This window comes from Salipaludibacillus sp. HK11 (assembly GCF_047795645.1).
Taxonomy (GTDB): domain Bacteria; phylum Bacillota; class Bacilli; order Bacillales; family Salisediminibacteriaceae; genus Salipaludibacillus.
Genome location: NZ_CP181045.1, coordinates 1,056,472 through 1,077,972, shown reverse-complemented (window position 1 = coordinate 1,077,972; position 21,501 = coordinate 1,056,472). Strand labels below are relative to the sequence as shown.

18 protein-coding genes and 1 pseudogene are annotated in these 21,501 nt (G+C 36.4%); 7 read left to right on the top strand and 12 right to left on the bottom strand.

Annotation, left to right across the window (positions count from 1 at the left end; genetic code table 11):
• Positions 1-175: 175 nt before the first annotated feature.
• A complete protein-coding gene (locus ACM26V_RS05515; protein ID WP_416150431.1) occupies positions 176-1,243 on the bottom strand; it encodes a sugar ABC transporter substrate-binding protein in 1,068 nt (355 codons plus the stop codon).
• Positions 1,243-3,015 (bottom strand): methyl-accepting chemotaxis protein, encoded by a 1,773-nt coding sequence (locus tag ACM26V_RS05510; RefSeq protein ID WP_416150430.1) that lies wholly within the window; start codon positions 3,013-3,015, stop codon positions 1,243-1,245. Before ACM26V_RS05510 ends, ACM26V_RS05515 begins: the two co-directional genes overlap by 1 nt.
• Positions 3,016-3,411: 396 nt before the next feature.
• Here ACM26V_RS05510 and ACM26V_RS05505 point away from each other — a divergent pair, with 396 nt between their 5' ends.
• Positions 3,412-4,401 (top strand): aldo/keto reductase, encoded by a 990-nt coding sequence (locus tag ACM26V_RS05505; protein ID WP_416150429.1) that lies wholly within the window; start codon positions 3,412-3,414, stop codon positions 4,399-4,401.
• 222 nt (positions 4,402-4,623) lie between these two features.
• Positions 4,624-5,151 (top strand): phosphatase PAP2 family protein, encoded by a 528-nt coding sequence (locus tag ACM26V_RS05500; RefSeq protein WP_416151796.1) that lies wholly within the window; start codon positions 4,624-4,626, stop codon positions 5,149-5,151.
• A 70-nt stretch (positions 5,152-5,221) separates the two neighbouring features.
• Here ACM26V_RS05500 and ACM26V_RS05495 read toward each other — a convergent pair whose 3' ends face one another.
• The 3 genes from ACM26V_RS05495 to ACM26V_RS05485 form a co-directional block, all read right to left on the bottom strand.
• Entirely contained in the window at positions 5,222-6,658 is a 1,437-nt protein-coding gene (locus ACM26V_RS05495; RefSeq protein ID WP_416150428.1) for an MDR family MFS transporter, read from the bottom strand.
• Positions 6,659-6,921: 263 nt separating this feature from the next.
• Entirely contained in the window at positions 6,922-7,278 is a 357-nt protein-coding gene (locus tag ACM26V_RS05490; protein ID WP_416150427.1) for a hypothetical protein, read from the bottom strand.
• A gap of 81 nt (positions 7,279-7,359) precedes the next feature.
• Positions 7,360-8,133 (bottom strand): ZIP family metal transporter, encoded by a 774-nt coding sequence (locus ACM26V_RS05485; protein WP_416150426.1) that lies wholly within the window; start codon positions 8,131-8,133, stop codon positions 7,360-7,362.
• Positions 8,134-8,333: 200 nt separating this feature from the next.
• Here ACM26V_RS05485 and ACM26V_RS05480 point away from each other — a divergent pair, with 200 nt between their 5' ends.
• Positions 8,334-9,386, top strand: a complete 1,053-nt coding sequence (locus ACM26V_RS05480) for an N-acetylmuramoyl-L-alanine amidase (protein WP_416150425.1) — start codon at positions 8,334-8,336, stop codon at positions 9,384-9,386.
• Between the two features lie 53 nt (positions 9,387-9,439).
• Here ACM26V_RS05480 and ACM26V_RS05475 read toward each other — a convergent pair whose 3' ends face one another.
• On the bottom strand, positions 9,440-10,084 hold the full coding sequence (locus ACM26V_RS05475) for an ATP phosphoribosyltransferase regulatory subunit (RefSeq protein ID WP_416151795.1): 645 nt from the start codon (positions 10,082-10,084) through the stop codon (positions 9,440-9,442).
• A gap of 118 nt (positions 10,085-10,202) precedes the next feature.
• On the opposite strand from ACM26V_RS05475, the gene ACM26V_RS05470 reads away from it, so the two are divergent.
• On the top strand, positions 10,203-11,570 hold the full coding sequence (locus tag ACM26V_RS05470; RefSeq protein WP_416150424.1) for a transposase: 1,368 nt from the start codon (positions 10,203-10,205) through the stop codon (positions 11,568-11,570).
• Between the two features lie 238 nt (positions 11,571-11,808).
• Here ACM26V_RS05470 and ACM26V_RS05465 read toward each other — a convergent pair.
• Positions 11,809-12,471 (bottom strand): annotated as a pseudogene (locus ACM26V_RS05465) (ATP phosphoribosyltransferase regulatory subunit); the annotation flags it as partial.
• A gap of 407 nt (positions 12,472-12,878) precedes the next feature.
• On the opposite strand from ACM26V_RS05465, the gene ACM26V_RS05460 reads away from it, so the two are divergent.
• From ACM26V_RS05460 to ACM26V_RS05450, 3 genes are all read left to right on the top strand, one after another.
• The gene (locus tag ACM26V_RS05460) at positions 12,879-13,370 is read left to right on the top strand and encodes an RDD family protein (RefSeq protein WP_416150423.1); all 492 of its coding nucleotides are present in this window, start codon (positions 12,879-12,881) and stop codon (positions 13,368-13,370) included.
• A gap of 214 nt (positions 13,371-13,584) precedes the next feature.
• Positions 13,585-14,328, top strand: a complete 744-nt coding sequence (locus ACM26V_RS05455) for a glycerophosphodiester phosphodiesterase (RefSeq protein WP_416150422.1) — start codon at positions 13,585-13,587, stop codon at positions 14,326-14,328.
• An 80-nt stretch (positions 14,329-14,408) separates the two neighbouring features.
• Positions 14,409-15,704 carry an MFS transporter gene (locus tag ACM26V_RS05450; protein ID WP_416150421.1) on the top strand — a complete coding sequence of 432 codons (1,296 nt, stop codon included), beginning with the start codon at positions 14,409-14,411 and terminating at the stop codon, positions 15,702-15,704.
• A gap of 51 nt (positions 15,705-15,755) precedes the next feature.
• Here ACM26V_RS05450 and ACM26V_RS05445 read toward each other — a convergent pair whose 3' ends face one another.
• The 5 genes from ACM26V_RS05445 to ACM26V_RS05425 all read right to left on the bottom strand — a co-directional run bounded on the left by ACM26V_RS05445 (position 15,756) and on the right by ACM26V_RS05425 (position 21,491).
• Positions 15,756-15,947, bottom strand: coding sequence for a hypothetical protein (locus tag ACM26V_RS05445; protein ID WP_416150420.1), 192 nt, complete (start codon positions 15,945-15,947; stop codon positions 15,756-15,758).
• Positions 15,948-16,134: 187 nt separating this feature from the next.
• Positions 16,135-16,929: an HAD family hydrolase gene (locus tag ACM26V_RS05440; RefSeq protein WP_416150419.1), complete on the bottom strand. Its 795-nt coding sequence runs from the start codon at positions 16,927-16,929 to the stop codon at positions 16,135-16,137.
• Between the two features lie 184 nt (positions 16,930-17,113).
• Entirely contained in the window at positions 17,114-19,393 is a 2,280-nt protein-coding gene (locus tag ACM26V_RS05435) for a beta-L-arabinofuranosidase domain-containing protein (RefSeq protein WP_416150418.1), read from the bottom strand.
• Positions 19,394-19,568: 175 nt separating this feature from the next.
• Entirely contained in the window at positions 19,569-20,735 is a 1,167-nt protein-coding gene (trpB, locus tag ACM26V_RS05430) for a tryptophan synthase subunit beta (protein WP_416150417.1), read from the bottom strand.
• Between the two features lie 132 nt (positions 20,736-20,867).
• Complete coding sequence (locus tag ACM26V_RS05425; RefSeq protein WP_416150416.1) at positions 20,868-21,491, bottom strand: hypothetical protein; 624 nt, start codon at positions 21,489-21,491, stop codon at positions 20,868-20,870.
• Between the last annotated feature and the right edge of the window lie 10 nt (positions 21,492-21,501).

Here is a 21,501-nt window from a genome sequence, read left to right as displayed (position 1 = left end):
ATCATGATTTTTCTGAATAAAGTCATGATAACATTAGAGAAACTAGGCTTGTTGCCAAGTCCTTCATGGAGAAAGTCTTCGTTTATCTTAAACTTTAATTCTTAGTGAAGTTAAACATTCTTAAAGTACAAAAAACCAATCCTCTGTAAGATTGGTTTTTTTCAATAAATCTTATTTAGTTGTCATAGATTTCTTCTTCAGTAAGATGTCCTTCTGCAATAATCGTTTCAGCAATATTATCTGCTGTGACAGCTATTGGTTCTAAAAGTATCGATGGAACTTCTCCTTCTCCGTTGTCAATTGTTGTATCGGTAGAAACCGGATTTCCATTAGCCACATCAATAGCCAATTCAGCAGCACTGTTAGCAATTGATTCAATTGATTTATATACCGTCATCGTTTGTGTCCCATCGAGTATACGTTTAATACCTTCTAGTTCCGCATCCTGCCCAGAAACTTCAGTACCTCCCGCTCGAATTCCTAAAGCTTCTATGACTCCACCTGCCGTACCGTCATTTGCTGCAACAACAGCATCAAGTTCAATTGAGCTAGATTCCAGAAAAGATCGTAATTCGTCTCTTGCAATAACAGGATCCCAACCAGATGTATAACTATCATAAGCAAGCTCTATTGACCCTGATTCAATATAAGGCTCAAGTATATTCATTGCTCCTTCACGAAAAAGAAGAGCATTATTATCTGACTCCGCTCCACCTACATAGGCAAAAATACCTTCATCTACGCGATTCACCAGTTCCTGAGCCTGAAGTTCTCCAACTTTCACATTATCAAAAGATAAGTAATAATCAAGATCTGCGCCTCTAATAAGTCTATCATAGGAGATCACTTCAATCCCTGCTTCATGGGCAAGAGTGACAATCTCACTCGAACCATCTGAATCCGTAGGAACTACTACAAGAACATCGATCCCTTCATTTATTAAAAGCTGGACTTGTTGTATTTGCACGTCTTGATTACCATTTGCGGCTAACGTTTTCACTTCTCCACCAAGTTCATTAACAGCTCCCTCAAATGCTTCTTTGTCACGGTACCAACGTTCTTCTCTCAAAGTATCAATTGCGAAACCGACATAGATTGCCTCTGGATTAGAACGTAATTTTTCACCAGATATTTCTGCAACATTATTTGATGACTCTTGCTGGCTACACGCTCCCAAAACTACCAAAAGCATTATAGATAATGTCGTTGTTAGTACATTTGTTTTAGTAGATAACCTCTTCATTACATGTCCTCCTTTCTTTTTCTCTTTAGTGATTTTTCTAAATCATGTTTATCTGACGTTTCATCATCAATCTGAAAATGTTGAATTAACGCATTCATTCTTTCAACCATTTGAGTGAGTTCACTCGCACCACTGGATACTTGATTAATAGAAAATTGTTGATCGTTTACTGATGCTGAAATTTCTTCAGATCCTGCTGCTGATTGTTCTGAAATAGCAGCAATCTGCTCGACAGAATAATTTATTTCTTCACTTGTTTTTTCAAAAGAAGATAGTGAAGTAGAAACATCGTTCACTCGTTCAACCATCATAGAGACTTTTTCTTTGATTTCCGAGAAAAATTCTCCTGAAGTTTCAATCTTTTCTGTCCCCTTAGTTACTTCTTCCGATCCATTTGTTAGAGTAGTCACCATTTCCTCTGTTTCCACTTTAATTGAATCAACAATCTCAGTAATACTTTCAACAGATGTCGTTACATCTTCTGCAAGCTTCCTTACTTCGTCCGCGACTACTGCAAAACCTTTACCCGACTCACCAGCGCGAGCAGCCTCAATTGACGCATTAAGTGCAAGTAAATTTGTTTGTTCCGCTATAGAACGAATTACCGTTACAAATTTTGATATTGAATTCGTTTGTTGCTCTAGGTGATTAATTTTCTTAACCGATTGATCCACCATCATATTAATTTTTGTCATCTGTTCCACGGATTCTTTCATTTGTGAATCCCCATCAATAGAAACCACCAGAACATCTTTAGAGAATATAGCTAATTTCTCCCCATTTTCATTTAAGCTGATTATTTTAGAATTTAGATCTTGGGTACGTTCAGAAATGCTCGTTGCTTCATTTGCTTGATTTGTTGCACCTGTTGCAAGTTCTTCGATCGTAAGTGATACTTGCTCACTTCCTTCTTTCACTTCATCAGAAGTAGAAGAAATAGTTTGAACTTGTTGATCAACAGAATTCGCTAACGCGGATACTTCAACTATGATATTCTTCAAACTCGCTCGCATATCATTGACCGATTTCGACAAGAGGCCAATTTCATCTTTACTATCATCGTCAAGTTTAGCCACATTCAAGTTCCCTTTTGCAATTTGATCACTTGTCTCTACAACCTTTGCTAGATTAACTCTAATGTTTCTACTTATGAAGAATAAAAGTGATGTTGAGATAATGATAGAGACAATCACAGACAGAATCAGAATAAGGATTGTTAAAGTAATTTTATTTTGAGCCTCTTCAATCGAAGTCGTATTGGAAGTTACAGCACTCTCCATCAAAGAATCCCCTAATTCCATCGTGTCATTTTTCAGTTCATTTGCATTTGCTTGTAGCTCAGTGAAAGTATCTGTATTAATTTGTTGCACATTAGGAACAATTTCACTAAAATAATATTCATCTAGTGCATGGTTATTGTCGATAATCTGTTGAAACACTAATAATTGATCATCTGTTTCTATATTCCCACGTAACTTCCTTGCAGTTTCAACAAATCTTTCACTTAGCGAAAGATAATCTACCAATCGATCATCGCTTTCAATGATAATATACTCAGGAATATTTAAATATTTTTCTTGGTACAGTGACATCAACTCTGATACTTCAATTACCATATCATTTTTACTTTTTGTTTCTTGAATAGACTCACTCGTATTTGAAAGCAGCCAATATGTAATAGCCAGTGACACAACAAACGTTAACATCACAACTGAAAAAACAACTGCATATTTCCCACCAATAGAACGGTCACGCCAAAACTTTTTCACCATTTCTGCAAACCCCCGACTTCTAATCAATTTTCTTTAATAAAGGAAACATTATGATTTTTACTACCAACAAACAGTAACATTACTTTAGTTGTATTAAAGAATCAATAACATTCTAACAATCACATATAAGTTAATCGCTTTCTTTTCAAGTATGTAAAAACTCATGAAATATTGGGAATATATGCAATATAATTGTTACATTAGTTATATGCACACAGTGACAATACAGCAAACATATTTACGGTTCATTTTCTAAATTCAATCAATGTTTCTCTAATTTCACTTAAGTATTAGATGGCTAGAGTGAAGACTTGTAACAAGACTCTTCTTTCTAATTTACGTTATACTTTGTATAGCACCTTAAAATAGAGGATCAATGAAAAAGGAGAGAATTTTATGGTAATAAATGCAACTAACCCATTACGACAATTAGGTAACTCGAATTTGAGAATCTCAGCTTTAGGCTTAGGTTGTTGGCAATTTAGCAAGGGAGAAGGTATGGTTGGAGGATTTTGGCCTGAAATGAAACAGGATGATATTGATAAAATCGTTAAGTTAAGTCTTGAAGGAGGCATTAATTGGTTTGATACAGCTGAGGTTTACGGCAAAGGGCAATCAGAAATGGCTTTGGCTGAGGCCCTAAACAACCTTGATGTTGAAGAAAAAGATGCATTGATAGCTACGAAATGGTGGCCACTTCTACGGGGGAGTCGCTCGATTACAAATACTATTGATAAACGACAGCATGCATTAAATGGTAGAACGATTGATTTGTATCAAATCCACCAGCCGTTCTCATTATCAAGTGTAAAAGCTGAGATGAAAGCAATGATTGAATTAATCGAGTCGGATAAAATAAAAAATGTTGGTGTCAGCAATTTCAACGAATCTAAAATGAGAGAAGCTCATCAAGTTCTGACATCAGCAGGATATTCCCTTGCATCAAATCAAGTAAAATACAGCCTATTAGATCGAAGAATAGAAAATAACGGGGTATTAGCAGCAGCAAAAGAATTAGGAATAACAATTATAGCGTATTCTCCATTAGAACAAGGTATATTATCTGGTAAATTCCATAAAAATCCAGAATTAATAAAAAATATTAGTGGACCAAGAAAGTACAGTTCCCTATTCAAGGCCTCAGGACTAGAAAGAACAAAACCCTTAAACGATTTATTAGAAAAAGTCTCTAATAAGTATCAAGTAAGTCAAACACAAGTCGCATTAAATTGGTTAATTCACTACCATGGCGAAACTGTTGTCGCTATTCCAGGCGCTTCGAAACTTCATCATGCAGAACAGAACATTGGAACACTGAAATTTAAATTATCAGAACAAGACATGGCGGAAATCGATCAAGTTTCCAGAAGTGTTGGTAGATTTTAATAGTATTAATCCAATTTTTATCTATAAACATAAATACAGCTCCCACTCCAAAATTCATTCGGACCGGGAGCTGTTTTATTCTTATTAGATAATTTAAAAATTCCGTTAAGCTATCTTAACATTTTTGCATGAAACCTAACATTTATCTAACACTCTCTTAATATTTGTCAATTATGATTGAACGAAAGATACATGAAAATGGAGGAGATAAATGTGAACAGAATGGGAGACATCCTCATGAAATACGATATGAGTATTTTTCTATATGTAAATCGACAGTTTCGCTGCAATATTTTAGATTTAACCTTACCTAAATTAACTCATTTAGGAGGTGCAACCTTTACATTGAGCTTACTTGCTTTCATTATTTTTTTTACGAACCTCTCGAACAGATTTAGCGCAATTACCGCCCTCATTTCATTAACTTTAAGCCACTTAATAGTTCACTTTATTAAAATTAAATTTTGCCGCAAAAGACCATATGATTCGACACCAAATGCTCAATTACTTAGTGCTCCTCTTCATGACTTTTCTTTTCCATCTGGCCACACTACCGCTGCTTTTTCAGTAGCAGTGATATTTTCTCTGCACGTACCTATCTTGTCTTTTATATTATTACCACTGGCATCAATAGTCGCCGTTTCTAGGGTGTACCTTGGTCTTCATTTTCCATCAGATTGTATCGTAGGTGCTTTCATAGGAACAATTACTTCACTCTCCCTCTATCAATTGTTAGTATCATTTATTTAAATCAAATTTAATACCTCACATAAAATGAACAAAGTAAGGTCAGTGTATTTTCTTATAATAACCGGTGATTTTATACATTTTCACTATCTTTAGCAGCTCTTTCTTCGGCAGGGGTTGTTTTTTTAATAAAAAACGACATGATTAGTCCAATTAGTATTAAAATTGTCGCAACCCAAAAAGCAATGTTCACTCCATGAATTAAATCGCTAGCCCCTGCATTATCTCCTGTATTAAGCGCCGTTGTGGTCATGACCGTAACAAGAATTGCCGTTCCGATGGATGCAGCAACTTGCCGCATTGTATTATTCATTGCAGTACCATGCGGGATTAATCGAAGCGGTAATTGATTTAGTCCGGCAGTTGTCACGGGCATCATAACCATCGACATTCCAACCATTCGAATTGCAAACACAATTGTTAAATACGTAAAAGTCGTGGTTTCGGTTAGATTCGTAAACATAAAAGTCGTAATCGTCATTAACGTCAATCCTGTAATAGCTAATTTTCTCGCTCCTATTTTATCAAATATACGACCAGTAATCGGTGACATTAACCCCATTAACAGAGCTCCTGGTAAAATCATCAATCCTGATTCTAAAGCAGTAAATCCAGCCATATTTTGCATATAAATCGGCAGTATCGTTTGCGCTCCAACTAAGCCAATGAATACAAAAACACCTATAATCGTTGTCAAAGTGAATGTCCTATCTTTAAAAACTCTAAATTCAAGGATCGGTTCCTTCAGTTTGAATTGTCTAAGGATAAAGAAAGTAAGGGAGATCGCCCCTATAATTATTGAACCTAATACTAATACACTTTGCCATCCATAGTTTCCTGCACTACTAAAGCCATATAATAATCCACCGAAACCAATCGTGGAAAGAGCAATCGATAAAAAATCAACCTTTGGAAACGTTCTTTTAGTTACATTCTTCAGCATAAAATAAGAAAGAATTATATCGATAATAATAATAGGAAGAATCACAAAAAACATACTTCTCCACGGATGATTTTCGACGATATATCCAGATATAGTCGGGCCAATTGCAGGAGCAAATGAAATAACTAAACCAACTAAACCCATAGCTGCACCGCGTTTTTCAACTGGAAAAATAGTTAAAAATAACGTCATCATCAATGGAAGTACAATTCCTGCTCCACTGGCTTGAACGACCCGTCCAACAATAAGTACCGCAAACGTAGGAGATATGCCACAAATGACTGTTCCTACTGCAAACAATGACATGGCCGTTATAAATAATTTTCTCGTTGTAAAAGTCTCAATTAAAAAGGCCGTAATAGGGATCATAACTCCATTTACTAGTAAAAAAATTGTAGTAATCCACTGTGCTGTATTTTCAGTAATGTTAAAATCCTGCATTACATGGGGTACAGCAATCGCCATTAATGTCTGATTTAAAATTGCTACAAACCCACCGGCTAATAATACGATTACGATAAATTTCCGATTTCTATCTGTTACCTCTTCAACCTCTTTCGTTTCCACTTTTACCCCTTCTATCTTCACTTATTTACAATTCCTTTTTTTAGGTTTCCTCAGTAATTGATTATATCGTAGCATTTTTCATTAATCTGTGTCACACAGCGCGTATTTTCAACTTTATTATTTAAATTAATCTGCTAGTTAATTAAAATTCTTCTTCAAGGGGTATAACCTCGATAAACGTAAAATAAAGTGGCTATATTCACCATCCTTATATGTTTATACTTACATTTAACTAATCTATTATCATTTGAAAATGACTTAATTCAGTCTAAATTTTTTTCAATACGCTTCACGAGTTCACGACAATTGTTAAGTAATTGAAATTGTTTATCTGATAAAACAATCATATGGGCGACATCATTTCTAACAGGTCTTAATAAATATAACTGTTTTATTTCCTGGTCCGTGAAAATTCCTTTACACAAAGGGCTTTGATAATAAAAAGACACTGTATCAAAGAAGAACATTTGATCTAATGGCGTTTTCAACTCTGGTGCTCTATCCCAGTTTACACTGTATTTTTTATATAATGTCGATTGGATATTCGCTTTTAATATCGTTTCTATTTCATATAAAATTCGGTATGCTGAGGTCATATATTCTACATCATTTTCAATCATAAATATTGCACTCCTAAACAATCATTTAAAACTTATCATACCATAAAATATTTACGTTAGTTTCAGACAAGAAAACACCAATTATAAATGATGAAGCCATAAAGCAATAAATACTCCAATCGATGTAACAAAACCAACAGTTGGACCTCCTTCTTTATAAGCCTCTGGCATCATGGTTGAAGCAATCATGGCAATAATCGCACCAGCAGCAAAGCAACTAACAATCGCTTTAATGCTATCAGAAGCTTTTTCTAACAGCGTCGCTCCAGCTAAAGAACTCAATGCAGAGAAGAAGACAACGAATCCCCACATGACAATAATTTTCTTTTTTGAAAACCCGCTTTCTCTTAGCCCAACTGTACTAGAGAGCCCTTCTGGAATATTACTGATAAACACTGATACAACGAGGGCCAAACTTACGGATCCTCCTCCAACGAGACTCAACCCGATCATCGCTGACTCGGGCAAAGTGTCCATCACCGTTCCAATAAAAATTCCCATACCTGAAGTTTTACCGACATTCTCTGAAGAAGATTGAGTATGGTCAGAAACTGTATGATTATCAGCTCGGTCTGAACCTTTTCTTTCATGTCCGCCTCCTTTATGTGAGATCAAATAATCTAATATCGTGAATAGTAACGCGCCACCTAAAAATCCAATCGCCACTTCTTTGAATCCGCTAATTTCCAAAGAGTCTTCTAGTAATTCATATGTAGTTGCGCCGATTAATGCTCCTGTCCCTAATGCCATAATATAGCCAATGACTCTTTTTGGCATTGAAATTTTTAGTGCCAATATGGATCCTAACATCGTAGCAGATGCAGCTAGCGTCCCCCAGAAAATCGCATTCCACATACGGAAACATCTCCTATCCCTAAGCGAAGTAATGACAATCGTTTTTTTATATGCATTCCTTAAAGTAATGCTTTTAGTTAATCTCCGCCAATTTTTTAATAATATACGTAAAGGATCCCTACCTTGGCGACCATCGTTTTGACATCTCCTACTTTTTTCAGAGTCTTCTGTATTTTTTGTATAAAATAGGAGGAAATAAAATGCTTCTAAAAAACAAATACAAAATCGTGCAACACCTCATCTGTAACACGAAAAACCGATCCCGTAGGAAACTTCAAAGTCGCCAGTTTGGTGTTGCGCATGAGACCGCCAATAATACGGCCGATGCCATGGCACATGTGAACTATTTCCAGTTTCAAAGTGTTCAAGCTTCTTATCATCAACTCGTAGATAGTCAGAAAATTGTTCAACTGATTCCTAACGATGAAATAGCACTCCATGTTCGTCGAGACCTCGATCGTCAAACACTAGGTCTTGGAAACGCAAATGACAATTCCATTGCAATAAGTCTATGCCGTACAGGGTCTTTTGCCCAAGCTTATGATCGTTATGTTTGGGCTTGGGCAAAAGTGTGTGTAGAAAATAAGTGGAATCCAAAACAACGAATCACCGCTCACCGTTTTGAAGATCCAAATCGACGAAGAGATCCCCAAAGTTGGCTAGAACCAAATGGTATTTCTTGGCCCACATTTTTAAATGATGTCTCTGTCTATGTGACTTCATGGGAAATGGATACTGCAATTAAAAAATCCTCAACCTCAACTAAACATACAGCTATCCTTCGTAAAGGGGACAAAGGAGATAACGTAAAAGAATTGCAGGAAAGGTTGATATGTGCAGGGTTTGACCTACCAAAATACGGTACGGATGGACATTTTGGGGAGGAATCGGAAATGGCACTTCGCCTTTTTCAAAATAAAGCTAATATTGGTGTTGACGGTATATTCGGTGTACAATCAGCGAAAGCACTTGATAAAACTTTAGCTTCTCGGATAAATAGTCTTCCTGCTACTATTTATCAAGCAACTCCCCCGTATCCATCTGGAACTGGAGTGAAAGTTGTCCAAGAAGCGCTTGCTAGTCTTGGGTTCCACCCAAATCTATCTATAAAAAACAAAGGGATTGACGGAATCTATGGACCAAAAACCGCTGCTGCCATTAGACGATTTCAACAAATTTATCTCCCACATGAAGTCGATGGCATATACGGACCTAATACTCGTCGAAAACTTTTAGAGTTATATAAGACTTGATTAATAAGGAGACCCAGATTTATGATCTGGGTCTCCTTTTCTTACAAATTATCTTACTCAAGAGAGTTGAATCTAAAGTCCTCATACCATTCCTTCCCGAGGTTCATATCTTTAATTTTAACTTGATTTCTTTTGACTTCCTCGTCTCCAATGATAATAACGAACGTTATATTTTTCTTGTTTGCTCTGTCTAAAACTTTTCTTAACTTTTTCCCACTCATCTCTATCTCAACAGTATATCCTAAGCTTCTATAAAACCTTGCTACGGCCAATGACTCTTTTTCTGTATTCATCGGAACCACATAATAATCAATGTCTGGTTCTAACTTCAATTTATTATTGTCACTATTTTTCGGTAACGCAGTATAGATAACGTCAAGCCCAAATGAAATACCAACAGTAGAGAAATTTTCATTCGTACCAATCATTCCTCCAATCGCATTATCATATCTACCGCCACTTCCTATACTAGACTTTATCGATTGATCAGTTAAAAAAATCTCATATATCGACCCTGTGTATATCTCTAAACCTCGCGCTAAGAAAGGGTTAAAAAGGCACTTTACTTCAACACCTAAATACTCCAAATACATTGTTAACTCATTCAATTCATTCAGCCCCTCAGCAACAAGTTTGTTTTGCTCGGCAAACTGTTCAAAGTATTTTAAATTTGTATTATCTTTTTCAGTTGAGTCAATTTCATAATTCAGAGCCCTTGTGACCCAAGAGATTTAAGAGACAAAAAAAGGAGTACCTCCCCAACTGTCGAATTTAGTAAGTAGCGAACAAACTAATTTGACTGGAGGGAAGACTCCTATGTCCATTTTACGACAAGAGAGCCTACTAAGTATAGATGTTTTATACGATTTAGAACCTACCCAACGTTACGATGAGTTATTTTCAACACTGACCACCGGTCCTATTGTACTCATGGTGCTCAAAAAATCACGTTTGGGTCGCCCTGTAAAGCTGAATTATCCAGCGATGATCCAATCGTTGATCATTCGTTATGTGGAAAGAATTAGTGAAGTAAAACTCTTAGTTAAACGCCTGAAAGATGACATTCAGTTTAAAAGAGATTGCGGATTTGGTGTGGCAGACGCAATTCCTTCGGAAGCTTCTTACTCCCGCATGGTAAGTGAGATTAAAGCTTCTTCTGTACTGAAAGATATCAACCATCAACTCGTCCATGAAGCTATAGATGATGGGTATATTTCGGACTTCAATGTGGCCATTGATGCGACACATATCGAAGCGAAAGATAAAGCCCCTTCCAAAGAAAAGAAAGATGATACACCGAAACCCGAGCCGAAAAAACGCGGCCGTAAAAACAAGGAAGAACAATCGGCATGGCTCAAAGAAAAAGAAGAATTTGAATCTTCTCTTCCGGTTTATAAAAAGAAAATCGAAGATCAATTGGACATACCTTTTGACAACCTTGAAGATGAGATCCCTCTCGGTCCAGAATGGGGCATCAAAAAGAACAGTGACGGTAAAAATGTTTTTTGGTATGGCTTCAAGGGTCATATCGCCGTTGAAACAAAGAGTCAATTTATTCTCGAATCTCTCATGTCTAGCGGTAACTTAAATGATGGTAAAGCTGCGATTCCGTTATTAAAGGGCATTCAAACGCATTTTCCTCATTTTCAGATGAAACACGTGACGATGGATGCTGGCTATGATTATCCAGCTATCTATGAACAGGTTCATCGGATGAAAGGCTATTCGATTATAGCTTATAATAAGCGGAATGAACCGGAGCCACTTGGCTTTGATAAACACTTTGCCCCAACCTGTGTGAGAGAACATTCTTACCGATATGACAGCTTTGATAAGAAGTACCAAACATTAAAATTTACCCAACCAAAAGAATGTGGAGAGTGTCCACTCGCTCATGACTCGCTATGTCAAAAGGTCTTTAAGATAAAAATGGATACAGACTTGCGGAAATATAGTGCTCCAGCAAGAGGTACTGAATCATGGAAGACGATCTATAAAGAACGAAGTTCCTCTGAACGAGTGATTGCGTATCTAAAAGAACAATTTCAACTAAACAATATACGATACCGAACAGGAGAAAGAGCGAAAGTTCATTTTGACTTTACTACACTTGTTTACAATGCCATGAAACTCGCAGGATTACGACTGAAAACAAAGAGAAGCCAAGGACAGAAAGCTGCTTAAAGGTATACAAAATTTTTGATCGTTGATGTTGAAAATCTGTGAGACGCCTGCAGGAAAAGCAATAGCTGAAGATCCATCGGGGCGGTTTCCCCCGATTAGCTGAAGCATTGCCTGCGGCAAGCGAGTAAGTTTTCAACTATCAACACTAGCTTTTAAAGTGACGATTTTTTAAAAGAGTACTTTTGATATTCTGCGCTTCTGACTTTATTCAGAAAATGCATTATGAAATTGACTCAGTTAAAAAGGAATTTATTGATTCGATTGTTTCTCTAGGTAATCCTTTTTCCGCAAGTTCCGACATGACACCTTTTAGACCAATTTTATTTAATTTATCTAGAACTAAAACAACATCACTTGTTTTAGTTACAGGGGTTTTAAAGAGTTCCAACATACCTAATAACAATTTTCGATTATTAAATTGAATCGTCACATCCATATCCAGTTTTTCAAATGCATCGAGCGCCATTATCATTAATTCCGCTTCAGCCATTTGTGATTCTACACCAACAATGTCTACGTCACATTGGGTAAACTCTCGAAGTCTTCCTGTATTAATTGGGCCATCGCGAAATACTTTTCCAATTTCATACCTTTTGAATGGCATTTTCAATCCTGGATTCATTGCGACAACTTTTGCAAATGGAATCGTTAAATCATACCGCAATGCGAGCTCTCTTTCTCCCCTATCTGATAATGAGTACATTTCCTCAAGTATTTCAGCTCCTCCACCATATTTCGAAGATAGTAACGACTTATAATTCAAAATCGGTGACTCTAGTGGTTCACATCCATACTGAATGAAAACATCTTCCAGCGTTCGTTTTACTTTTCTTCGAATCACTTCTGATTCCGGCAAAAAATCTTGTGTCCCTTTGACATTTTGATAGTCCATTTTTTTCATTTTATTCACCCTCCATAATTTTAAAAACTAAGGCAACACTAAAATAGAAACAAAAAAAACCGCACGTGATCTAAGTCGTTAAACTTAATCAAATGCGGTTCAAGATAAATAGCTTTCCTACATACGATTTTAAAATCGAATAGCAAAGCTAATAACTATGATGATGTAGTTGTGATAAACAGGAAATTTGTAAAGTTATAAACATAATAGCCACCTCTTATATTTGTTTACTTTACCAAACGACAGCTTAATTTACAATATCTTGAGGCAGGTTTCCTTCCGCGGACATATTAATTCAATTAGAATGATACTTCCGAAAATATCTAAATCATGGTAACATAGGATGTAATTATTTCCATTAATTCACTTAAACGGTTATTTTTTTAATGCCAAGAATAGGAGGAAATATGATGGATCAAGCACAAGAAGAAGAGAACTTAGCTGAGCCGGTGGCTAAAGGAAGAAGAGCAGGGCCATACATCAGGCTGCTCGCATTATTTTATGATCTTGTAGCCATAGCTATCGTACTGTTTGTGGTAGGACAAGTGACAACATTGTGGATGATGGTTTCCACGGAAAGTCCATTTATTGGCGACCCTCAAAGAACTCGAGCATACATATTCGAGAATGAATTTCACTTATTATTAATCAATTGGGTAATTTTGGGTGTCACTTTTATATTTATTCAATATATCTACCCTTTGTTTAAACGGCAGACATTCGGCATGCTTTTTACTAACTTGACCGTAGCAGATGAATACGAGCAAGATGTAACGAAAGCAATGTACATAAAAAGAGAGTTATTTAAAATTATTTTGTTTCCGACTTATATCATGTCATTTAGTAAAAATAGAAGACCTTTGTATGAAAAATTCAGTAATACTTACTTGTTAAAATAACTATATTCAGTTTGAGAATACGAACGATACAATTATATCTCCGCATGACTTCAAGTGCGCTTCATAATACTTAAAGTCATGCTTTTTTAATTAGTGAATTTTCCTTTTCTTAATATTAATTTTTTGTAAATGTTGAAATTAATAAAGGATAACAGGCTATTAGAACCGTATATGAAGTGTAGGTAATTAATCTATCTATGAAGAGGAGAACAAAATGGCTTCCAACACACTAATTTTTGCCCATAGAGGGTCTGCTGGGACACATCCTGAAAACACGATCGTGTCATTTGAAGAAGCTTTAAACACGGGGGTTGAAGGGATCGAATGTGATGTACAATTAACGAAAGACGGAATCCCAGTTGTTATTCACGATGAAACAGTAAATCGGACAACGAACGGGGACGGCTGGGTTAAGGACTATTCATATGAAGAGTTGAAACTTCTTGATGCTGGAAGTTGGTTTAATTCTTCATTCAATGAGACTACGATCCCTTCATTAGAAGAATTATTCCAATGGGCATTTAACAACACGTTATTTTTAAATATTGAGCTAAAAAGCGGACTTATTCGCTATCCAGGAATAGAAGCCATCGTATTAGAACTCATCACAAAATACAATTTAAAAGACCGTATTATCATTTCGTCGTTTAATCATTACAGTCTTGTAGAATTCCACCGATTAGATCCTACGATAGAAACGGCGATATTATTTATGGAAGGATTATTTGAACCGTGGAATTATGCGAAGAGCATTGGCGCAAGTGCCTTGCATTGTTATCTACCAGTTGCTGTTCCTGAACTCCTTCAAGGAGCTAGTCAAGCAGGCATGCCTGTTCGTCCTTTTACAGTCAATGAAGATGCCCATATTCACGAGCTAATTAAAATGAGGTTTGACGCTATCATAACCGATTGGCCAGAAAAAGCGATTCGCATTCGGGGTACGGTCAAAAACGAATAGTGTACCCTCTTTAAAACATAGGATTACATTTTTCTTAAATATGAACTATTCATTAGCCCCAAATATGAGGAGGAATACAAATGATGGAAGACAAGCCCTTTTCTTACGGTAAAATCTTTGCGATTGGTACCGGGTTCTTTGCGCTAACACTTGTGTGGACATTTTATAATGCCTACATGCCTTTGATTCTCGGAGATTATATTGAAAGTAGAGCAATCCGTGGTGCGATCATGGGACTAGACAATCTGCTCGCCGTCATTCTCATTCCAATCATTGGGGCTTGGTCTGACAAAGTAGATACACGAATTGGAAATAGACTTCCGTTCATTGTCGTGGGTATGCCTGTTGCCGCTTTATTTTTTATTCTTATCCCATATGGAGCAACCATCACTTTATGGGTATTACTTATTGTCGATATTGTGTTCTTGTTAGCAATGACGATTTATCGTGCCCCTGTAATCGCCTTGATGCCTGACCACACGCCTTCAGAAAAACGGTCGACCGCTAACGGGATCATCAATCTTATGGGCGGAATTGGGGCTCTAATCGCGTTATTTGGATTATCCAATCTGTTCGGTATCGACCGTGGCTATCCGTTTATCGTCGCAGGATTACTCTTGTTTCTATCTTTCATTTTTCTCTATTTTGCTGTTGATCGAAAGCCCCCGTATGTCGGTAGTTCAACGGATGAATTAGAAGAAACGCAAGCTTCGAGATCTTTTTTACACGGATTTGCACAACTGAAAAAACCTGATTTCAGAGGCCATCTATTAATCCTCATCGCTATTTTCTTATATTTTATCGGGTATGCTGGATTGGAAGCACAATTTACCGTTTATGCTGTTGAATATTTGCATATGGACGCAAGTACAGCAGGATTTACACTCGGATTTTTCAGCTTAGCATTTGTTATCTTTGCTTTACCTGCAGGTCTTCTTGGCAGCAAACTCGGTAAAGTACCAATCATGCTCATTGGATTGGTTCTATTACCACTTATATTTATATCAATACCTTCACTTCCATTGCTTAGCTCCATCATTCCTGGGATCAACGAAGTTACCTTATTACAACTGGCTCTTTTTGTTGGAGGTATTTCCTGGGCACTCATTAATGTGCAAGCATACCCTTTAGTCGCCGACCTCGGAGGAAAAAATCGCATTGGATTTTTCACAGGTTTGTATTACTTGTTTTCAATGGCATCATCGATTATTGCACCAGGATTATTAGGTTTATTAATGGATGTATTTTCACATCCCGCTTTATTTTATGGAGCAGCTGCAACTTTTTTAATTGCTTTCTTCTTTTTGAAAAAAGGAAGTCAAATTATCCGCAAAAAGACTTTATCAAATCAAGAACCCTTCACTACAATTAGCTAAATATAATTACCTTCCCTTTATCGCGGGAAAAGTAGGTTACGGAGTTTCCACTTACTTTTTAGGAGTATCAAGTGCTTGATAGGCTAACTGATACTTTCCACCCTCTGTAACCTCGGCATGATACAGTGCTTTCATTGCATAGGTTTTCTCTAAATCATGCTCCTTCATTAGTTCTTGTAATCTCTTTTGTAACTCTTCATTTTCTTTTATTAATTGTTTCATTTGAGATTTTATATATCTCATTCCGAATAAATCCCCTTTCGATTGACTATCTATCATTAGGATAACATGATATTACAGGTAAGATACCAGATAATACTTCTCCATTCAATTACTATCTGCCTACAAACACAACAAATCCGAATCGTATCGTCGATTCGGCTCAAGTTTTGCTTATTTATAATTTTATTCATCCTTTGCAATTTATTAGTTAAACTGCATAAGTACGTATCAAGTTCCGTTCAATAAATTCGGCAACTCCATCCTCATGATGATGATTAGTAATAAAATCAGCTGCAGATTTAATCATTGGTGCAGCATTTCCCATCGCAACTCCAGTCCCGGCATTCCGAAGCATTTCAATATCATTCGGACCATCTCCAATTGTCACCACTTCTTCCTTAGGAATCCCATAAGCACGAAGTACCGCTTTAATTGCCGACCATTTATTTACGCCATGAGAAACCATTTCAAATCCATCATCCCAATCTATCACATCGATTTCTTCTGTAAACAACATCGAGAAATCTGAGCTCGGCGAATCTGTACGAATACTATACTTTAATACGTTTTGATAATTTGCTTGCCTTAAATCCCCAATATAATATGGTGGAATTCGACCTTCCCTCGTCCATTCATCTATTTCTTTACTCGTCCTTTTACAATAGACACCTGATGTAGTATGAACAATTACATTACAAGGATTTCCAGCAGTTACAAGGTGTAAATGTTCATCATTAAGTTTTATTGGCTTTGTCTGAATTGCTTTGCCCGTTTGACCATTGTGAATTGACGCGCCATTTAAACAAATCATTGGTGTTTGTAAACCAAGTGCTGCATGATAAGGCGCAGTAATCTCATATTGACGACCTGTAGCAAGAAAAACCTTGACGCCTTGATTAATTAACATATTAATCGCTTCAGTATTTCGTTTTGAAATTTCATTATTTGCAGTTAAGAGCGTTCCATCCATATCGATAAACATTGCGCGTACATTCATTATCATTTTTACCTCCTCATGTCTCTTACTGATTTGATCGTAACACTTAGATGTTAAGAAACTTTTACTTCATTGTATGGATTAAATGAAGAAGGTTAAGCTCACGTAAAGGCACGCTAGACTTTTGTGGAAATTAAATATAACAATTAAAAACGAAGGAAAGTAAACTTTCCTTCGCGCTTCGATCCAATTAGTTTTTTAGTTTTGTCATTCTAACACCATAAACACCGCCAGCGATCTTGCCTTCGGAGGATTGAAATTTCACCTCAACTTTTTGTTTTCCTTCTACCAATTCAGAAGGAATGTCGTACTGTACCTCAAAAGTACTAACTGGGGAACTATTTCCGTTTAATGTTTGATTTGCAATTTTGTTTCCATCGACTACTATATCAAATTCACGAACATATTCTTTACCATTTTCAATAATCTTTCGGTCATCACCGAAATAAGTGACCTCTAACGTCATTTGCTTATCTGGTTCAACGGCCATTTCATAACTGAAGAATCCTCCATCTCTCGCATCACGCCATCCACTTTGAACTAGACTAAGATAGTCAGATGTTGAATTTTCTTTTTTCACGTTATGCTCGACTTCAGGTTGCTGCTCATTCGGCTGAACTTCGTCTACTGTCAGCACTTTTTGTGCTTCAATCTCTTCTTGTTCTTTGTCAACAAACACCTTAAATGCCTCGGCATCCATGACATTCCAATATAAAGAATATCGTTGGTGATGAAGATTGAAGAACGGAATAAGAGTAATTTTCTGATTTCCCGGTTGACCTACTGCCTCTGTTTCAAAAGTTAATTGCGAACCCTCAACAGGTTTAATCCATTCATTGACATTTCCCTTATCTGCTACAAGTGTAGGAACTTGAATTAGCGGATGATTATTTAGCTTCAGATGATCAGCAAGAATATCACTTTCAGGAAAATCTTCTGTTCCTAGTGCACCTGCTAATACAATGGGTCCATACATGATCCCTAATTTATTCGGATCGTCCTTTGCGACATACGTATGGAGATTCATAGGTAGGTGAATCTCCACCGTACCTCCAGCTTTCCAGTTATTTTTAATCGTTAAATAACCATTTTCTGAACGAGAGTAAGTCTCTTTTCCGTTTACCACCACCGTAACTTCTCCTGAAATCCAATACGGGATACGAATATGAAGGTTTACGAAATCATTGTCAGCCTCTTCAAAAACTAATGTCGTCTTGTCTGTATTTGGAAAATCAGTTTTTTGGACAACTTTCACTTGTTTATTTTCCAATTTAATTTCAGAGGCAATAAATAAATTCACATACAGATCGTCATTATTTACATGGTAGATACCTCGCGAATAACGAGCTGGATTTTCCATTCCTGTTCCTGTACAACACCAGAAAGAATTATCAGGAGAACAATAAATTTTAAAATGACCTGGCTGTGAAGAAACAAAATATGTTTTCATTCCCGAATCAGGATCTTGTGATGCTAAAACATGATTATATAATGCTTTTTCATAAAAATCGATTTGCTCGACATCTTTAAACCATTTAAACATGTGTTCAGTTAACTTTAACATATTATAAGTATTACACGTTTCTGTCGTTTGTACGCCTAGCTTTTCTTCGTTAACTGGACCAAAATGTTCATTTATGCTATTCCCACCGATGATGTAAGAACGTGATCTCGTTACTTGATTCCAAAAATAAACGACCATCTTCTTGTATGTCTCATCACCAGTAATATCATACAACTTTGCTGCACCTATGACCTTTGGTATTTGTGTGTTGGCATGTTTTCCTTCTAGATCATCCTCTCCTCTTGACAATGGATCAAGCACTGCCCGGTGGCAAAAACGTATCGCAAGATCTAAATAATTATTATTCCCAGTAATTGTATATAGATCAGCCATTGCTTCGTTCATTCCACCGTGCTCGCATGTCAGCATTTTTTGGAATTGCTCATCCGTCATATTTGCTGAGCCTTTATTCGCCCATTCAGCAAGCTTGATGACAACCTCTAACGCTTTTTCATTGCCTAACAGTTTATAAGTATCAATTAGTCCTGCATAAATCTTGTGTAAACTGTACCAAGGTACCCACTGTCCAGCTAAACTAAAATGTTCAACTTCAAAGTCTCCCGAAAAAGCTTTATCATAACACGTTCTTGGAAAACCGCTAACATAACCATCCTTATCAAAACTTTGGATGTGAGCAAGTTCTCCAATTGCATAATCTAATTTTTCTAATAGATTTTTATCCATAGTAATCGTATACATTTGCGCCGTCGCTGATAGCCAATGTCCGATAGAGTGTCCACTTATCCCTGTTGATTCCCACCCACCGTAACGTTCTTTTTTCGGTTTTTGAAACGCCGCTTCATAGCAAGGTGCAATTAATCGATCTACATCAAGATATATCAAATACTCTTTGCCTTTTTCTTGTGAATCATTAAATAACCCCTCGCGAAGTTTAACTGTATCCATAAAGTCATCCCCTTATATTGAAATGATGTCTAAATCTATCTACCATAGATTAAGAGATAAATGAATCATATAATATAAATACATATTATCATAAAATGAATAGCTTAATTTTTGTTTTACACAATCAAATTAAAAAGGAGAACTACCTTGGTTTAGTAGCCCTCCTTTCATTTACTTATTTATTTAATAATTGAAATACTTGTTCAACATCCTTATCGCCTCTTCCAGATAAATTAACAATAATAATATCATCTGGAGTCAGTTCTTTCGCAAGTTTAACAGCATAGAAAATAGCGTGAGCACTTTCTAATGCAGGGAGAATCCCTTCTAATTTCGATAGAAGTTGAAAAGCCTCTAAAGCTTCATCTCCAGTAACTGTGACATATTCCGCACGGCCCGATACTTTTAAATAACTATGCTCAGGACCAATGCCCGGGTAATCTAAACCAGCTGAAATCGAATAGGTTGGTTTCGGGTTTCCATCTTCATCAACCAACGTTAGGCATTTAAACCCATGAATCACAGCTGGTACACCCTCTGATAATGTTGGTGCTTCAGCGGGTTCTACACCAATCAATCGAACATCATGCTCATCAATATAATGTGCAAAAGATCCAATTGCATTGCTTCCCCCGCCAGCACACGCAACAACAGCCGTAGGGAGCTTACCTTCTTTTTCTATAATTTGACGCTTTGATTCTTCACTTATAATTGATTGAAAGTGTTTAACCATAGTTGGAAATGGATGCGGGCCTACCGCAGACCCTAACAAATAAAATGTGTTCTGATAATTCTCTACTAAATCATGTAGCGCTGCATCTACAGCATCCTTTAGTCTACCTTGCCCTGCATCAACAGAAACAACTTTTGCCCCCAATAATTCCATACGGAAAACGTTTAGAGATTGTCGTTCTGTGTCTAGCTTCCCCATATAAATGATACATTCCATCTTGAACATCGCGCACACCGTTGCCGTTGCAACACCATGCTGACCAGCACCTGTTTCAGCAATAATTCTTTTAGCTCCCATTCGTTTAGCTAGAAGAATTTGTCCCAAAACGTTATTAATCTTATGCGCACCTGTATGATTTAAATCTTCACGTTTAAGATAAATCTTTGCACCACCAGCTTCTTCAGTGATGTTTTCCGCAAAAGTTAATGGATTTTCTCTACCTACATATTCTTTTAAATAATAGTTGTATTCTTCAAGAAATTCAGGATCATTCTTGTATAGCTCAAAATTTTCTTCAAGGATATTCATTACTTTTTGAAGATCTTCAGGAATGAAACTACCGCCAAATTCACCAAAATATCCTTTTTGCTCAGTTATGTTTCTACTCATCTCAACTACACTCCTCTATTCTCAGCTATTTTTAAAATATGACATTAATTATAAAGGTTTCTCTTGATTGTTTCAATATAAATCTAGACCCGTTAATAGGACTAGACAATTAAAAGTTAGCGATTTCTGAAACTATTTAACTTGTATACGGTTTGCATCATTTTCAAGTTCTGACACTTCATATTTCGCAAGTAATTGACGAACTTCCTCGACATCAGCATCATTACGAATGTAGATAGATCGATGGTGTTTCAACGTTTTGTCAAAAAATAGTTTAATATCTTTATGGTTTGCAGCATGATCAAACATCCCATAAGCATGGTGTCCGATTCCGATTCTAGAAACACTGAACCCCTTGATATACTTCCAATCATAATAATGCTCATCGACATAGATACCTTTAGATAAAATTAGAAAACTCGGTACGACAAATAAGTTTATTGTCATTAATGGAAGGTAAATAAAAATAAGAGACGAAGACCATGTCATCGTTTCATTAAAAATGATCGTTAAACTTAAAAATATGATCATAAATAAACTTGTGCCAATTGTCATCCACCGTTTTGTTTTCCAACTTTTCAAATGGAAACTAAGTTTTTCTACCTTTCCTTTATCAGTAACAATTTCAGTTTCTTGCGTTGGATAGATAGCTTCATCTGATATACGGATCATCTGTTGTGTACTTCTATATTTAACCAAAACCCAAATAAGTAAAAGGATAACAAGAACAAAAATAATTACTATTTGACTAGTCAATTAAACCGCC